The 15611-nt window shown below is 68.8% G+C and carries 17 protein-coding genes; 14 read left to right on the top strand and 3 right to left on the bottom strand.

Annotated features, from left to right (window positions below; all coding sequences use genetic code 11):
- The first annotated feature begins 77 nt into the window (after positions 1 to 77).
- Positions 78 to 791 carry a deoxyribose-phosphate aldolase gene (gene deoC / locus JWP54_RS14220; RefSeq protein WP_297373189.1) on the top strand — a complete coding sequence of 238 codons (714 nt, stop codon included), beginning with the start codon at positions 78 to 80 and terminating at the stop codon, positions 789 to 791.
- A 72-nt stretch (positions 792 to 863) separates the two neighbouring features.
- On the opposite strand, the gene JWP54_RS14225 is transcribed toward deoC, so the two are convergent.
- Complete coding sequence (locus tag JWP54_RS14225) at positions 864 to 1391, bottom strand: adenine phosphoribosyltransferase (protein ID WP_297373191.1); 528 nt, start codon at positions 1389 to 1391, stop codon at positions 864 to 866.
- Between the two features lie 74 nt (positions 1392 to 1465).
- The gene (locus tag JWP54_RS14230) at positions 1466 to 2035 is read right to left on the bottom strand and encodes a MarR family transcriptional regulator (RefSeq protein WP_297373193.1); all 570 of its coding nucleotides are present in this window, start codon (positions 2033 to 2035) and stop codon (positions 1466 to 1468) included.
- Positions 2036 to 2110: 75 nt separating this feature from the next.
- Here JWP54_RS14230 and idi point away from each other — a divergent pair, with 75 nt between their 5' ends.
- Genes idi through JWP54_RS14270 form a run of 8 tightly spaced genes read left to right on the top strand, consistent with a single transcriptional unit; the run spans position 2111 to position 8305 of the window.
- The gene (gene idi, locus JWP54_RS14235; protein ID WP_297373195.1) at positions 2111 to 2662 is read left to right on the top strand and encodes an isopentenyl-diphosphate Delta-isomerase; all 552 of its coding nucleotides are present in this window, start codon (positions 2111 to 2113) and stop codon (positions 2660 to 2662) included.
- On the top strand, positions 2655 to 3701 hold the full coding sequence (locus JWP54_RS14240) for a polyprenyl synthetase family protein (protein ID WP_297373197.1): 1047 nt from the start codon (positions 2655 to 2657) through the stop codon (positions 3699 to 3701). Before idi ends, JWP54_RS14240 begins: the two co-directional genes overlap by 8 nt.
- Positions 3698 to 4621: a squalene/phytoene synthase family protein gene (locus JWP54_RS14245; RefSeq protein ID WP_297373199.1), complete on the top strand. Its 924-nt coding sequence runs from the start codon at positions 3698 to 3700 to the stop codon at positions 4619 to 4621. The genes JWP54_RS14240 and JWP54_RS14245 overlap by 4 nt, the downstream gene beginning before the upstream one ends.
- A complete protein-coding gene (crtI, locus tag JWP54_RS14250; protein ID WP_297373201.1) occupies positions 4618 to 6273 on the top strand; it encodes a phytoene desaturase family protein in 1656 nt (551 codons plus the stop codon). Before JWP54_RS14245 ends, crtI begins: the two co-directional genes overlap by 4 nt.
- Before the next feature lie 10 nt (positions 6274 to 6283).
- Positions 6284 to 6607 carry a lycopene cyclase domain-containing protein gene (locus tag JWP54_RS14255; protein WP_297373203.1) on the top strand — a complete coding sequence of 108 codons (324 nt, stop codon included), beginning with the start codon at positions 6284 to 6286 and terminating at the stop codon, positions 6605 to 6607.
- Complete coding sequence (locus tag JWP54_RS14260; protein ID WP_297373205.1) at positions 6604 to 6942, top strand: lycopene cyclase domain-containing protein; 339 nt, start codon at positions 6604 to 6606, stop codon at positions 6940 to 6942. Before JWP54_RS14255 ends, JWP54_RS14260 begins: the two co-directional genes overlap by 4 nt.
- Positions 6939 to 7889: a prenyltransferase gene (locus JWP54_RS14265; protein ID WP_297373207.1), complete on the top strand. Its 951-nt coding sequence runs from the start codon at positions 6939 to 6941 to the stop codon at positions 7887 to 7889. The genes JWP54_RS14260 and JWP54_RS14265 overlap by 4 nt, the downstream gene beginning before the upstream one ends.
- Positions 7890 to 7936: 47 nt before the next feature.
- Complete coding sequence (locus JWP54_RS14270; RefSeq protein WP_297373209.1) at positions 7937 to 8305, top strand: RNA-binding S4 domain-containing protein; 369 nt, start codon at positions 7937 to 7939, stop codon at positions 8303 to 8305.
- 35 nt (positions 8306 to 8340) lie between these two features.
- On the opposite strand, the gene JWP54_RS14275 is transcribed toward JWP54_RS14270, so the two are convergent.
- On the bottom strand, positions 8341 to 9798 hold the full coding sequence (locus JWP54_RS14275) for a lipase maturation factor family protein (RefSeq protein WP_297373211.1): 1458 nt from the start codon (positions 9796 to 9798) through the stop codon (positions 8341 to 8343).
- A 227-nt stretch (positions 9799 to 10025) separates the two neighbouring features.
- Here JWP54_RS14275 and JWP54_RS14280 point away from each other — a divergent pair, with 227 nt between their 5' ends.
- From JWP54_RS14280 to JWP54_RS14300, 5 genes are all read left to right on the top strand, one after another.
- A complete protein-coding gene (locus tag JWP54_RS14280) occupies positions 10026 to 11075 on the top strand; it encodes a LacI family DNA-binding transcriptional regulator (protein WP_297373213.1) in 1050 nt (349 codons plus the stop codon).
- Positions 11076 to 11138: 63 nt separating this feature from the next.
- On the top strand, positions 11139 to 12455 hold the full coding sequence (locus JWP54_RS14285; protein ID WP_297373215.1) for an extracellular solute-binding protein: 1317 nt from the start codon (positions 11139 to 11141) through the stop codon (positions 12453 to 12455).
- An 8-nt stretch (positions 12456 to 12463) separates the two neighbouring features.
- Positions 12464 to 13435, top strand: a complete 972-nt coding sequence (locus JWP54_RS14290) for a carbohydrate ABC transporter permease (RefSeq protein ID WP_297373217.1) — start codon at positions 12464 to 12466, stop codon at positions 13433 to 13435.
- 101 nt (positions 13436 to 13536) lie between these two features.
- Positions 13537 to 14370: a carbohydrate ABC transporter permease gene (locus JWP54_RS14295; RefSeq protein WP_297373224.1), complete on the top strand. Its 834-nt coding sequence runs from the start codon at positions 13537 to 13539 to the stop codon at positions 14368 to 14370.
- Between the two features lie 2 nt (positions 14371 to 14372).
- Complete coding sequence (locus tag JWP54_RS14300; RefSeq protein WP_297373219.1) at positions 14373 to 15446, top strand: glycosidase; 1074 nt, start codon at positions 14373 to 14375, stop codon at positions 15444 to 15446.
- Positions 15447 to 15611: the final 165 nt, after the last annotated feature.

Here is a 15611-nt window from a genome sequence, read left to right on the forward strand (position 1 = left end):
AAGGAATGATCCGCACCCGCCGGGTATGATCAAGCCCGGCGGAACACACCACCGCCCCTCCCAAAGGATTTCCCGTCATGACGTCTTCCAGCCTCGCCACCGCCCTCGACGCCGCCGGCCTCGCGCGCTACATCGACAACACTCTGCTCAAGCCCGAGGCCACCCAAGCCGACGTCGCCGCACTGGTCGTTGAGGCGATCGAGCTGGGCGTGTACTCGGTGTGCGTGTCGCCGTCGATGCTGCCGGTCACGGTTCCCGCGGATGCGCTTCTCAAGGTCGCCGTCGTGTGCGGGTTTCCGAGCGGCAAGCACGCCAGCGCTATCAAGGCCGCCGAAGCCGCCCTCTGCGTCGCGCAGGGCGCCGACGAGATCGACATGGTCATCGACGTGGGGGCGGCCAAGGCCGGCCGGTTCGACCTCGTCGAGGCCGACATCAGCGCCGTGCGCGCCGAGATCCCGGCCCCGCGCATCCTCAAGGTGATCATCGAATCGGCCGCCCTCACCGACGACGAGATCGTGGGCACCTGCCGCGCCGCCGTCGCCGCCGGCGCGGACTTCGTCAAGACCTCCACCGGCTTCCACCCGACCGGCGGCGCGACCGTGCACGCCGTTCGGCTGATGTCCCAGACCGTGGCCGGCGCCCTGGGCGTCAAGGCCTCCGGCGGGGTCCGCAGCCACGCCGACGCGCTCGCCATGATCGAAGCCGGAGCCACGCGCCTGGGCGTTTCCGGTACCCGCGCGGTGCTCTCCGGCGCGCCGGCCGAGCCGACGACCAACCCCGCAGCGTACTGAGCCGGCCGGCTCCAGCCGGGCCTTCTGTTGCCCGTGACGCAGAGTCTTCCTGGACTACGGGAGTGACCCCGGTCAGACCGCGATGATGGTGTGCACGGGTACTTCGCCGATGCGGCCCCGGCCGTCGAGCTCGGCCAGCTCGAGCACCACGCCGACGCCGATCGTGACATAGCCAGCGCGCTCGATGAGACGCGCGGTCGCGGCGACGGTGCCGCCGGTGGCGAGGACGTCGTCGACGATCAGCACCCGCGAGCCGGCGGGCAGCTGCCCGACCTCGAGCTCCAGGCGGGCCGACCCGTACTCCAGGTCGTATTCCTCGGTCAGGACGGTGCCGGGCAGTTTTCCGCCCTTGCGCACGGCCAGCACGGCGCACTCAGCGGCATAACCGATGCCGGCCGCCAGCAGGAATCCGCGCGCTTCGATGCCGGCGACGGCGTCGAACTGGCCACGGTACCGCTCGTTCAGGGCGTCGATGATCGACCGAAAGGCCGCGGCGTCGGCGAACACCGGATTGAGGTCCTGGAACACGATTCCGGGCTGCGGGAAGTCCGGGTACGAGGCGAGGAGGGTCTGGACGTGCTGGGCGGCGGGAATTATCACGGACTCAAGGGTACTGCGCGGCGTCGGACGGCCCCGCCGGTCGGGGCACTCGGGTCACCCGGCACGCCGGACGGCTACGGGGTTGGAGCAGTGCCGCCGGGAGGGTGCCCGGCCGCGACCGGTTCATCCATCGCACCGCTGAGTTCATCGAGGAACCGCACGACGGCGAGCTGCTCGCCGGCAGTGAGCCTTTCGGCAGCGGCCAGCATCCGCTGATGGGCAGCACCCAGCACGCGCTTGATGTCGTCCTGCGCACGTCGGGTGGCGTGCAGCACCTGCGCCCGCCGGTCGGTCGGATGCGGCTCCCGGCGGAGCCGGCCGGCGCCTTCGAGCCGGGTCAGCAGCTTCGCCGTCGCGGCGGACGATATCCCCAGGAGCACGCTGAGATCCTTCGGACCCATCGACTCCGAGCGTTCCTCCGCCGCGATCAGGTGCCGTAATGCCACCATGTCGGTGTCGTTCATGTCCATGCCGGAGCGAGCGCGGATCCGCATCGCGACATCGGCCGCGCGAAACCGGCGAACAGCCCGCAGGACAGCGACCGCTCTGACCCGCTCCGAAGTGAGCGGACCCGCATCCGGATACCAGTAACCGGCGGAATCGGCTGAGCGCGGTGTCGCGGCGGGGATGTCGTCAGCGGGCATACCCTCCATGCTAGATTATCGCTAACTCAGTTAGGTACATTTTCGGGTATCTTGACTGCACGAGAGGGAGATCCGATGCACACCGCAGAATCAACCATTGAGCTTGTCGAAGACATGGTCGTTCTGCTTGACGAGGATGGACGCGAAATCGGGACCGCTCCCAAGAACAGCGTCCACGGCGCCGATACCTCTCTTCACCTGGCCTTTTCCTGCTACGTCTTCAATGACCGCGGCGAGGTGCTCATCACCCGCCGGGCACTGGCCAAGAAGACCTGGCCGGGCGTGTGGACCAATTCGTTCTGCGGCCATCCGGCGCCGGCCGAGACCTTGCCGGATGCGGTTCGCCGCCGCGCGGACTTCGAGCTCGGCCTCGACCTGTCGGACATCGACCTGGCGCTTCCCCTGTTCCGCTATCGTGCCACCGACAGCAGCGGCATCGTCGAGAACGAGGTCTGCCCGGTCTACCTGGCCGTGGCCGCCGGCGAGCCGGTTCCCAATCCGGCCGAGGTGATGGAGTTCACCTGGACCGAGCCGGAGGCCCTCCGCCGCTCCGTGCTGGCCAGCCCTTTCGCGTTCAGCCCCTGGATGGTGCTGCAGATGCGGGAATTGGAGACGATCCGTGCATGAGATCGCGACGCTGGGCGTCGAAACCGAGCTGCACCGCTTCTTCGCGGCGGCCCGGCTGCGCGCCAGCGACTACGGCGACCACTACGTAGCGCTGTGGGACTCGCTCGACCTGGCCAGCCGCGGCGGCAAGCGCGTGCGCCCGGCGCTGGTGCTCGCGGCGTACGACGCCTTCGGCGGCACCGATCACACGCTCTCCACGCCCGTCGCAGTGAGCTTCGAGCTCCTGCACACGGCGTTCCTGATCCATGATGACGTCATCGACCGGGACCTGTCCCGGCGCGGTATGGCCAACATCGCCGGCCGATTCACCGCACGCGCCATCGCGCACGGGGCCGGCACCGGCCAGGCCGAAGCGTGGGCCGCGACGGCCGCCATCCTGGCCGGCGACCTGGCCTTGAGCGAGGCGCATCGTGCGCTTGCGCTGCTGCCGGTGGATGCCGATTTGCGCGGCCGGCTGCTTGACCTCCTCGACCGCGCCGTTTTCGTGTCGGCGGCCGGTGAACTGGCGGATGTGACGAACACCGTCAGCCGGACGCCGCTTACGATCGAGCAGGTCATCAGCACACTCGAACACAAGACGGCCATCTACTCCTTCGAGGCCCCGCTGCAGGCCGGCGCCGTTCTCGCCGGTGCCCCCGAGGACGCCATCGACGCGCTCGGCCTGTTCGGCCGCCTGATCGGCATCGCCTTCCAGCTCACCGACGACCTCCTCGGCGTGTTCGGCGACCCGGCCGCCACCGGCAAGAGCGTGCTCGCCGACCTGCGGGAAGGCAAGCAGACCGCGCTCATCGCCCACGCGGGTTCCACCGACCGCTGGCCGATGATCGCGCCGTTCCTGGGCAAAGACGACCTCACCGAGGCCGAGGCCGACATTGTGCGCACCCACCTCCGCGACTGCGGCGCTCGGGAAACCGCCGACAGCCTGGCCCGCGAATACGCGCGCCGGGCCGTGGAAGCCCTGCAGATGCCCGCCCTGCCCGATGAACTGCGCACCACCCTGACCCAGCTGGCGGCCAGCGCCGTCACCCGCGACAAATGAGCCACGACACCATCGAGCCCCGCACCGGCGCGACCGCCGGCGCTGCGCTGCCCACCACCCTCGGCACCTACAACGCCGCCGCCCTGGCCAGTGCCACCACGGTGATCGGGCACTACTCCACGTCGTTCGGACTCGCGGCCCGTCTGCTCAGCCCTGGCGTGCGAGACGAGGTACGCACAATCTACGCGCTCGTGCGGATCGCGGACGAGATCGTCGACGGCGCCGCCAGCGAGGCCGGGATCGACATCACCGGCCAGCGCGAAGTGCTCGACGACCTCGAGAAGGAGACCGAACGCGCGATGGGGCGCGGCTTCAGTACCAACCTCGTCGTGCACGCGTTCGCCACCACAGCCAGGCGGGTCGGCATCGAGCCGGACCTCACCCGACCGTTCTTCGCGGCGATGCGGCGGGACCTCGACCCGGCGCCGTTCACGACGGCCAGTGTCGCCGAGTACATCTACGGCTCCGCGGAGGTGGTCGGGCTGATGTGCCTGCGCGCCTTCCTGCGTGACTCCCCGCGTACACCGGACCAGCTGGCAGCGCTCGATCACGGCGCCCGCAGCCTCGGCGCCGCCTTCCAGAAGGTGAATTTCCTCCGCGACCTGGCGGCCGACCGGGATGCGCTGGGGCGCAACTACTTTCCCGGCATCGACCTGACCCGGCTCACCGACGGGCAGAAGAACGTGCTGCTCGACGACATGGACGCCGACCTCGCCGCCGCCGAACGGGTGCTGCCGCTGCTGCCGCCCGGCAGCCGCCGCGCCGTCACCGCAGCCCACCGGCTGTTCGCCCGGCTGTCTCTGAAACTGCGTCAGACCCCCGCCAACGACTTGATGAGCACCCGCATCCGGGTGCCGGATCCGGAGAAACTGATGATCGCCCTCTCGTCCTCGCTCGGCCCGCAGGCGTGGCGCCGGTGACTTCCTCCGCGTCCACCCGCACCCCATCCTCCGGCCCCCTCCGCACCGTTGTCATCGGCGGAGGTATCGCCGGCCTGGCCAGCGCGGCCCTGCTGGCCAAGGAGGGCCACCAGGTCACCCTGCTGGAGGCCCACGACACCCTCGGCGGTCGCGCCGGCTTCTGGGAGGCCGACGGTTTCCGCTTCGAAACCGGTCCGTCCTGGTACCTGATGCCGGAGGTCTTCGAGCACTTCTACCGGCTGATGGGCACCAGCGCCGCCGAGCAGCTCGAGCTCACCCGGCTGGACCCCGGCTACCGGGTGTACGTCGAAGCAGACGCCGATCCCATCGACGTGCGCGCCGACCGGGCCGACAACATCGCCCTGTTCGAGAGCCTGGAACCCGGTGCGGGCGCCCGGCTCGATAAATACCTGGCCAGCGCCAGGGAGACCTACGACATGGCCGTCGACAGGTTTCTCTACACGAGCTTCGCGTCGTTCAAGCCCCTGCTGGTGCGCGACGTGCTGACCCGGATGGGCCGGCTTGCTCGGCTGCTGCTGCAGCCGCTGGACAAATTCGTGGCCGGCTACTTCCGCGACCCGCGGATCCGCCAGATCCTCGGCTACCCGGCCGTGTTCCTGGGCTCCTCCCCCGACCGCACCCCGTCGATGTACCACCTGATGAGCCACCTCGACCTCGCCGACGGCGTGCTCTACCCGCAAGGCGGCTTCACCCGTCTCATCGAGAGCATCGTCGACCTGGCCCGCGCCGAGGGCGTCACCATCGAGACCGGCGCCCGCGTCCAAGCCATCCGCTCGGGCCGCGCGCCGGCCCGGAAGGGCGCCCTGGCACCCGTGGAGGGTGTCACCTACACGGACGCGGCCGGCAACGTGGTGGGGCTGGATGCCGACCTGGTCGTGTCGACCGCCGACCTGCACCACACCGAGACCCGACTCGTGGAACCGGGCAAGCAGACCTACCCGGAGCACTGGTGGCAGAAACGCACCTCCGGCCCCGGCGCCGTGCTCGTGCTGCTCGGCGTGAGCGGGACCCTGCCCGAGCTGGCGCACCACACCCTGTTCTTCACCGAAGACTGGGCCGACAACTTCGACCGCATCTTCGGCACGGAAACGTCGGTGCCCAATCCCGCGTCGTTCTACGCCTGCCTCCCCAGCGCCACCGACCCGAGCGTGGCCCCGGACGGCGCCAGCAACATGTTCCTGCTCATCCCCGTTCCCGCCGACACCGGGATCGGCCACGGCGGCATCGACGGCGCCGGCTCCGCTTCGGTCGAGGGCATCGCGGATGCCGCGATCGGCCAGCTCGCCGAGTGGGCCGGCATCCCCGACCTCGCCGAGCGCATCCTCGTGCGCCGCACCATCGGCCCGGCCGACTTCGCCGACGACCTCAACTCCTGGAAGGGCGGTGCGCTGGGGCCTGCGCACACCCTCACGCAGAGCGCCTTCTTCCGCGGCACCAACGCGTCCGCGCACATCGACGGGCTCTATTACGCCGGCGGCACCACCATCCCCGGTATCGGCCTGCCGATGTGCCTGATCAGCGCTGAAATCCTGGTCAAACGGATTCGCGGCGACGTGAGCACCGGGCCCCTGCCCGAACCGCTCCGGGCCGGTCCCCGCGCGACCGGCACGCAGCCGGCCACCCACCGGTGAGCGGGCCTGCGTGAGCGTCGCCTACCTGCTCGCCCTGCTGGTGTCCTTGACCGGCATGATCGTGCTCGACCGCCGGTTTCGCCTGTTCTTCTGGCGGGCGCCCCGCGTCGCGGCCATCGTGCTGGTGGCGGGAGTGCTGTTCTTCCTGGCCTGGGACCTAATCGGCATCGGTTCCGGGATCTTCTACCGCGGGGAGACCTCGTTCATGACCGGCCTGCAGGTGGCGCCTGAACTGCCGGTGGAAGAAGTCTTCTTCCTGACCTTCCTCTGCTACCTGTTCATGAACGCCCTGCAGGGCGCCCGGATGCTCCTGGAGACGAGGCGGGCCGCATGACGTATCTGTGGCTGAACACGATCTTCCTCGGCCTGGCGGTGCTGGTGGCAGCCGTGGCGCTCTGGCGCCGACCGGCGACCCGGCGACTGGCCGCTCCGGCCGGACTCGCCCTCGCGAGCGTCCTCGTGCTCACGGCGGTGTTCGACAACATCATGATCGGGGTGGGACTCGTCGCCTACGACGCCGGCCTCATCTCCGGGCTCTTCGTGGGCCTTGCCCCGGTGGAGGACTTCGCGTATCCGATAGCCGCGGCGCTGCTGCTTCCGGCGCTGTGGTCGCTCCTCGGCGGCGACAGCCACACCAGCCGAATACCGCGAAAAGGACAGGACGCATGACCCAGTCGGCAGATCCACACGGCATAGATCCACACGGCGCGGCCCCGTCACCGCGGGCCACCCCGGCCGCCGGCCTCGGCCACACGGCGCGGCAGGTGCTGCTCTCCTCGCGCCCACTCAGCTGGATCAACACGGCCTTTCCCTTCGCCGCCGCCTACGTCGTCACGACGGGCCGGGTCGATGCCCTGCTGCTGGTGGGGACCCTGTTCTTCCTGATCCCGTACAACCTGCTGATGTACGGCATCAACGACGTGTTCGACTATGAGTCGGACCTTCGCAACCCGCGCAAGGGGGGGGTCGAGGGCGCCATGCTCGAGAAGGGCCTGCACCGGACCGTGCTCGTTTCCGGTGTGGCCACCGCCGCGCCCGTACTGCTCGCCATGATCGTGCTGGCCGGGGCCGATCCCGGATCGTGGTTGGTCCTGGCGATCAGCCTCTTCGCCGTGGTCGCCTACTCCGCGCCCGGGCTGCGCTTCAAGGAACGCCCGGTGCTGGACTCCGTCACGTCGAGCGTGCACTTCGTCAGCCCCGCGGTCTACGGCCTGGCCGTGGCCGGCGCCCTGGTCACCCCGGACCTCGTGGCCCTGCTCACCGCGTTCTTCTTCTGGGGCATCGCCAGCCATGCCTTCGGCGCCGTGCAGGATGTCGAACCGGACCGGCAGGGCGGTATCAGCTCGATCGCCACCGCTTTCGGCGCCGCCCGGACCGTGTGCGTCGCCATCGACTTCTGGGCCCTGGCGGGGCTGCTGATGCTGGTCACCGACTGGCCGGGTCCGCTGGCGGCGCTGCTCGTGATCCCGTACATCCTCGCCGCGTGGCCGTACCGGTCCGTCAGCGACGCGGACTCGGAGCGGGCCAACAACGGCTGGAAGCGGTTCCTCCGGCTGAACTTCTTCACCGGGTTCCTGGTGACCATGCTGCTCATCCTCTGGGTCGTGCTGCGCTGAGCCCTGACCGCCGCCACCTGCCCTCCCGTGCCGCGTAGAGTCGTGTCATGGACTTGGTGAGCGCACGGGTGGACAGCTGGGCCTGGGCGGTGCGGATGTACAAGACCCGCTCGCAGGCGACCGCGGCTTGCCGTGCCGGTCATGTACGGGTGAACGGCGAACGGGCCAAGTCCGCCCAGGCGGTCAAGGTGGGCGATGAGGTGCGCATCCGCGCCAACGGCTTCGACCGGGTGCTCGTCGTCTCGAAAGTCATCGTCAAGCGGGTGGGCCCAGGTGTGGCCGCCGAGTGCTTCGTCGACAACACCCCGCCACCGCCGCCCCGCGAAGAAGTGGCCCTGGTGCCCATGCGCGACCGCGGCGCCGGCCGGCCCACCAAGCGCGAGCGCCGCGACATCGAAGAGCTCCGCGGCCGCTGACCCGCCGGATCGGTCCGGCGGATCAGTCCGGGGGATCAATCCGGCGGCAGCGTCACCGGTGGCACGAGCGTTCCGACCTCCGAGCGCACCCACCAGTCGTGGCTGGCCCGGCGCTCCGCCGGGGTGCTGAACCGGTACAGGAACACCCGGGCGCGCACATACCGCGGCGGCGAGTCGGCGAACGGATTGCGCGCGAGCAGCCGTAGCGTGGCCCGGTCGCCCTGCAGCAGCCGGGCCAGGAACACCTCGAACCAGCGGGTGTCCCGCACCCCGAGCGCCAGGAACCACATCAGCCAGTCCAACCGCAGGTGGCAGGGCGCGAACTGCCCGGGCAGCCGCGCCACGTCGCCGGGCTTGCCCCGGAACTCGTAGGCCAGCCAGGCCGTGTCATTCCGCGGATCGACCGAGGCACTGCCCTCCACGATGATCTCGTAGCGTTCCTTGGTGACGGTGCCGAACGCCCCGTAGGCGTTCACGAGGTGGAACGGGTTGAAGCTGGCATTCATCAGCTGAGCGCGCCGCAACAGATTGCGGGCCGGCCAGTAGCTGAGCACCACCAGCAGGGTGACCACGGCGAGCACCACGATCACGAACCAGAGCGGCTGCTCCCCCGGATCGGCGCCGCCGGCTCCCACTGTGGCTCGCAGCTGCGGCAACACCAGGGCGCCCAGCCACCGGAACGACGCATCGTCCACCGCGGCGGCCGCCAGCACGATGGTGATCCAGTTGAGCCAGGCGAAGTTGCCGGTGAGCACCAGCCACAGCTGGCTGAGCACGATCACGCCGGCGGCGATCGACGCCACGGGCTGCGGGGCGAAGAGCAGGATCGGCGCTCCGAGCTGCACGACATGGTTGCCCAGCACCTCGCCGCGGTGTGCCCACTTCGGCAGGTGGTGCACGAACCAGCTGACCGGGTTGGGCATCGGCTGCGTTTCGTGGTGGTAGAACAGGGCGGTGAGGTCCCGCCACTCCTGGCCGCCGCGCAGCTTGATCAGGCCGGCGCCGAACTCCAGCCGGAACACCAACCAGCGCAGGAACAGCAGCACCGGCCACGGAGTGGCGACGGCGTCGGAGCCGAGGAACGCGACGATGAACCCCGCCTCCACGAGCAGGCTCTCCCAACCGAACGAGTAGAAGGTCTGCCCGACGTTCACGATCGACAGGTACAGCGCGAACAGGAGCAGGAAGACGAGCATCGGCAGCCAGGCCGGACCCAGCTGCGGCAGGCCGAGCACCACCGTGCCGGACAGGCCGACGCCCACCCCGCCGACGAGGCGGAGCAACGCATCGGAGTAGCGCCACTGGAACAGGCTCGGTGCGCGCCAGAACGGCACCACCGCCGTGAAGGAGCGCACCGGAAGCAGGCCGTTGTCGCCCAACAGGGCGGGGAACTGGGCAAGCGCCGAGGCGAACGCGATGAGGTACAGCGCGGCGATGCCCCGTTGCAGGATCTCCCGGGCGATGTCGTAGTCGCCCGTCGCGAACCAGTCCATGGTGCCATTCACCCTAGGCCCGTCGGCCTCCCCCCGCTGGCCCCGCCAGCCCGTCGGCCCACAACTGTTCCCGCTGCGGACATGTGCACCCGGTGTGCCGGGACCATTTGTCCGCGCGGGCAACAGTTGTCTTCTTGACGGGAAGGACTAAACCGGTATAGGTTTCCCCTAAACCGGTTCAGGTCCCTTCGGACGACACTCCGGGAACGCCGCAAAGAGGAGGCCCCATGGATTCGTCCACGAATTCAACCCGGCCTGCGTCCAGGGTGACCATCGCCGACGTGGCCAGGGAGGCCGGGGTCAGCAAGGGCCTGGTGTCCTTCGCCCTGAACGACCGGCCCGGCGTCGCCCCCGAAACCCGCTCGCGAATCCTGCGTGTGGCCGGCGCACTCGGCTGGACACCGTCGTTGCGCGCCAGGTCCCTGTCATCCAAGCGCTCCTTCGCGCTCGGCCTCGTCATGGCCCGCGACCCCGAAGTGCTCGGCTCCGACCCGTTCTTCACGTCGTTCCTCGCCGGCGTCGAGACCATCCTCGCCCCCCAGGGCCTGGCCCTGGTGCTCAGCGTCGTGCCCGACGAGACCACCGAGCTGCAGACCTACCGCACCCTGGTCGCCGACGGCCGGGTGGATGGCGTATTCCTCACCGACCTCCGTCACGACGACCCCCGGATCCCCTGCCTGGCGGAGCTGGCCCTGCCAGCGGTCACCCTGGGCCGTCCCGACCAGGCCAGTCCGTTCCCGGCCGTGTGCATCGACGACACCCACGGAGTCGCCGAAACCGTGCGGCACCTCGCCGATCTCGGCCACACGCGGATCGCCCACGTCGCCGGCAGCTCCGGCATGCTGCACGGCAGCCGGCGGCGCACGGCCTTCACCGAGGCAATGCGCGACGCCGGCCTGGACGACGGCCAGGTCGTCGAGACCGACTTCTCGATCTCGGCCGGCGCGGATGCCACGCGCCGCCTCCTCGAGGCCCCGCTGCCCCCCACCGCCATCGTCTTCGCCAACGACCCCATGGCCATCGCCGGAATCGGCGTGGCCCAGGAACTCGGCGTGCGAGTACCGGAGGACGTCTCGATCACCGGCTTCGATGACATCGAATTCGCCCGCTACGTATACCCCGCGCTCACCACCGTCGGTGCTACCCCGCTGGTCTGGGGCCGTGCCGCCGCCGCCACCCTGCTGGCGCTCATCCGTACCGGGAGGTCGGACGATGTCGAGCTTCCCGCCGCCCGCCTGATCATCCGGGGCTCGGCATCAGCGCCAGCGCCCTCCTGAGACGCACCACCTGCACCAACCATTCCGCAGCAGAGCCGCTGAGGACACAGAAATGGAGAAGACATGCAACGCAGCATCCGTCACAAGAACACGTCCCGACAGACCCGGCGACTTCTTGCCGCCGCCGCCACCTCCGCCGCCATGATCGTCGCCCTCGGAGCCTGCTCCAGCGGCGGCAACTCCGGTTCGGCCACGGAACGCGGCGACATCACCATCTGGTACTCGAACAATGAGAACGAGGTCAAATGGGGCAAGCAGATGGTCGAGGCCTGGAACGCCGACAACCCCGACGAGCAGGTCAAGGCCCAGGAGATCCCGGCCGGGAAGAGCAGCGAAGAGGTCATCGGCGCCGCCATCACCGCCGGCAACGCCCCGTGCCTGATCTTCAACACCGCGCCCGTCGCCGTGCCTCAGTTCCAGAAGCAGGGCGGCCTGGTCGACCTCAGCAGCTTCGAGGACGGCGACTCCTACATTGAAGAACGCACCGGCGACCTGGCTGAGCAGTACCAGAGCGAGGACGGCAAGTTCTACCAGATGCCGTGGAAGTCCAACCCGGTGATGCTGTTCTACAACAAGGACCTCTTCGCCGCGGCCGGTCTGGACCCGGAAAACCCCGCGTTGGCTACCTACGACGAGTTCCTGGCCACCGCGCGCACCCTGGTCTCAGCCGGAGTGTCGCAGTACGCCATCAACCCGTCGGCAACGAGCGAGTTCTTCCAGAGCTGGTTCGACTTCTACCCGGTGTACGCGGCCGAAACCGGGGGGACCCTGTTCATCGAAAACGGCGAAGCCACCTTCAACTCGGACGAGGGTGTCGCGGTCGGGGAATTCTGGAAGACCGTCTACGCGGAGAACCTCGCCGGCAAGGAAAAGTACACGGGTGACTCCTTCGCGGACGGAGTCGCTGCCATGGCAAGCGCCGGACCGTGGGCCGTGTCGGTCTACGACGGCGTGGTGAACTGGGGAGCGGTCCCCTTCCCCTCCAGCGCCGGTTCCACCGCCGAAGACACCTACACCTTCTCCGATGCCAAGAACGTCGGCCTGTTCACGGCGTGCAAGAACCAGGCCACGGCCTGGGATGTGCTGAAATTCGCCACCAGCGAGGAGCAGGACGGCCAGCTGCTGGAGCTGACTGGCCAGATGCCGTTGCGCCAGGACCTCCCCGAGGTCTACCCGGACTACTTCGCGGCCAACCCGGCCTACGAACAGTTCGGTGACCAGGCCTCCCGCACGGTCGAGGTGCCGCAGGTGCCGAACTCCGTCGCCGCCTGGCAGGCCTTCCGGGATGCCTGGACAAAGAACGTCATCTCCGGTGAAGGCGACGTCGCCGACGCGTTCGATGCCGCGGCCGACAAGGTCCACGAACTGATCGCGGAATAGTACAGCTGATGTCCTCGACAGTCTCCTCCGGGAGTGTCACCCCGAGCCCCGCCGCCAGGCCCACCCGGCCAGGCGGCGGGGGCCCCCGCCGGGGCCGCCGGGGCCAGCTCCTGGGCAGGAACCCACTCGGGCTCCTGCTCAGCGCCCCCTACCTGCTCTTCGTGCTCCTGGTCTTCGCCTACCCACTGGTCTTCGCCTTCTACATGTCCTTCCACGACTACTTCTTCGCCGCTCCCGGCGCCGTGGTGGACCGACCGTTTGTCGGGCTCGCGAACTTCCAGGAGGTGCTGAGCGACCCGGCGATCATCCGCTCATTCGGCAACGTCGGCATCTTCCTTCTGATCAACGTGCCCCTCACCGTCGTGCTGTCGCTGGTGCTCGCGACGGCCCTGAACAAGATCGTGCGTGCCCGCACTTTTTTGCGGGTGTCCTTCTATGTGCCGTATGTCACGGCCAGCGTCGCCGTCGTCGTGGTCTGGCTCTTCCTGTTCAGCGGCAACGGGCTGGTCAACCAGATCCTCGGTCCGCTGGCCCCAGACCCGGCCTGGCTGATCAACCCGCTCCTGGCGATGCCCACGATCGCCATCTTCGTCACCTGGAAGCAGATGGGCTTTTTCATCCTGCTCTACCTGGCCGCCCTGCAGAACGTCTCCGACGAACTGTATGAGGCCGCCGCGACGGATGGCGCGGGCAAGATCCGCATGTTCTTCTCGATCACCGTGCCGGGCGTGCGGCCCGCGACAGTGTTGGTCCTGTTGCTGGCGACGATCACCGGCGCGAACCTCTTCACGGAGCCCTACCTGCTCACCGGCGGTGGCGGCCCGAACGGGGCCTCGTCCTCGCCCGTGCTGATCATGTACCAGCGCGGCATCGAACAGGGCGAGCCGGGCATTGCCGCCGCGATCGGGGTCATCCTCGTCATCGGCGTGCTCATCCTGGCGTTCATCCAACGCAAGGTGGCCGGAGGGGACGAATCATGAGCAACGCACAGAATCCGGCGGTCACCGCCGGCCTGGCACACGCGGACCCCGCGCAGACGTCGACCGTGCGAACCCGGACCGGACGTCGCAACGTCGAAGGCATGAGCCGCGGGCAGAACATCCTGCGGTACGTGGTCCTCTCCATCGGCGCCCTGCTGTTCCTGTTTCCGTTCTACTACATGGTGATCGGCTCCCTGCAGACCGCGCCGGACCCGACCATCGCCGGGGCGTTCCCCAACCCGGGGAACGTCACCGGCCAGAACTACGCCGACATCAATAGCCGCATCAACCTGTTCCAGGGACTGGTCAACTCCGGAATCTTCGCCGGCGGAGTCATCCTCTGCACCGTCGTATTCGGTGTGCTGGTCGGTTACGCCCTGGCGCAGCTGGAGTGGCGCGGACGCGGGGTCACCTTCGCACTGATGCTGCTCGTTCAGGTGATTCCCTTCCAGCTGCTGATGATTCCGCTCTACGTGATGATCGCCAGGGATTACGGCCTGGCCGACAGCTATGCGGGCATGATCCTTCCGTTCGCCATCAACTCGACGGCGGTACTGGTGTTCCGGCAGTATTTCCTGCAGGTGCCCAAGGCCCTCTTCGACGCGGCCCGGATCGACGGCGCCGGTGAGTTGAAGATCCTCTGGAGCATTGCGTTGCCGCTCGTGCGGCCCGCCCTGCTGACCGTGGTGCTGCTCACCTTCATCGGCCCGTGGAACGAATTCCTCTGGCCGTTCCTGATCACCAAGGAGGCCGCACTGCAACCGCTCGCGGTGTCGCTGGCGAACTACCTCACCAACGTCGCGGGTACCGCGGCGAACCCGATCGGCGCCGTCCTCGCCGGCGCCTGCGTACTGGCCGCCCCGATGGTCATCCTCTTCATCATCTTCCAACAGCACTTCGTTTCGAGCGATATCGGCTCGGGCGTGAAAGGTTAGACATGAGCTCCACCGCACTCTTCCCCTACACCCTCACCCGGATGGGTGTCGTCATGACGCCCGAGGACGGCAACGAACTCGAGGCAGAGGGCGTCCTCAACCCCGGGTCGGGGCACACCCCGGACGGCATCCTGTACCTGCTCCCCCGGCTCGTTGCCACCGGCAACGTCTCCCGGGTGGGACTGGCCCGGGTGATCATCGAGAACGGCGTGCCCACCGGCGTCGAACGCGAGGGCGTGGTCCTGGCGCCCGACCGAGGCTGGGAGCGCGGGGCGAACAACGCCGGGGTCGAGGACCCGCGGGTCACGTTCATCCCGCGGCTCGGCCTGCACGTGATGACGTACGTCGCCTACGGGCCGCTCGGCCCCCGCACCGCCGTCGCGGTGTCGGACAACCTGCGCGACTGGCGGCGCCTCGGCCCTGCCCTGTTCGCCTACGAGGAGGCCCTCGACATGGACCTCAACCTGTTCCACAACAAGGACACCGTGTTCTTCCCCGAGCCGGTCACGGCGCCCGACGGAGTGGAAAGCTTCGCGGTGCTGCACCGGCCGATGTGGGACCTGGACGAGACCAAGGATGGCGAAGGCATCCGGGTGCCGGCCGGCGTGACCGACCAGCGGCAGAGCATCTGGATCAGCTACGTGCCCGTCGCCGACGCGGTGGCAGATGTCTCCGCGCTCACCCTCTGGCGCGGGCACCGGTTCCTCGCCGGGCCGGAGTTCGCGTTCGAGGAGCTCAAGATCGGCGGCGGCCCCGCGCCGCTGCGGGTTCCGGAGGGCTGGCTACTGCTGCACCACGGCGTCACCGGCATCCTGGCCAAGGCGTTCGACCCGCAGCAGAAGGTGAACTACGCCGCCGGCGGCATGATCCTGGACGCCGACGACCCCACCATCGTGCTCAGCCGCACGAGCGAGCCGCTGCTGAAGGCCGAGACCGCCGACGAGACCAGCGGCATCGTGCCCAATGTGGTGTTCCCGACCGCGATCGAAGAGGTCGAGGGGCAGCTCTTCGTCTTCTACGGCATGGCCGACTCCAAGATCGGGGTGGCCAGGCTCGACAGGCGCGCGGAGACCTAACCGCCGACTGTTCCCGAAGCGGACAATTGCGCCCGGCACACGGAAGTTGTCAACCTGTCTGAGACAGCAGGCGGGTGTTGATTCCGGTTTTTAGTGGGTGTTGTGGTGCGGTCGGGCGCCGTCTGAAGCGTTCGGGGTGCTCGGCCCAGTACTGGTCGAGACGGT

It is taken from the genome of Cryobacterium sp. (assembly GCF_025463825.1).
GTDB lineage: Bacteria > Actinomycetota > Actinomycetes > Actinomycetales > Microbacteriaceae > Cryobacterium.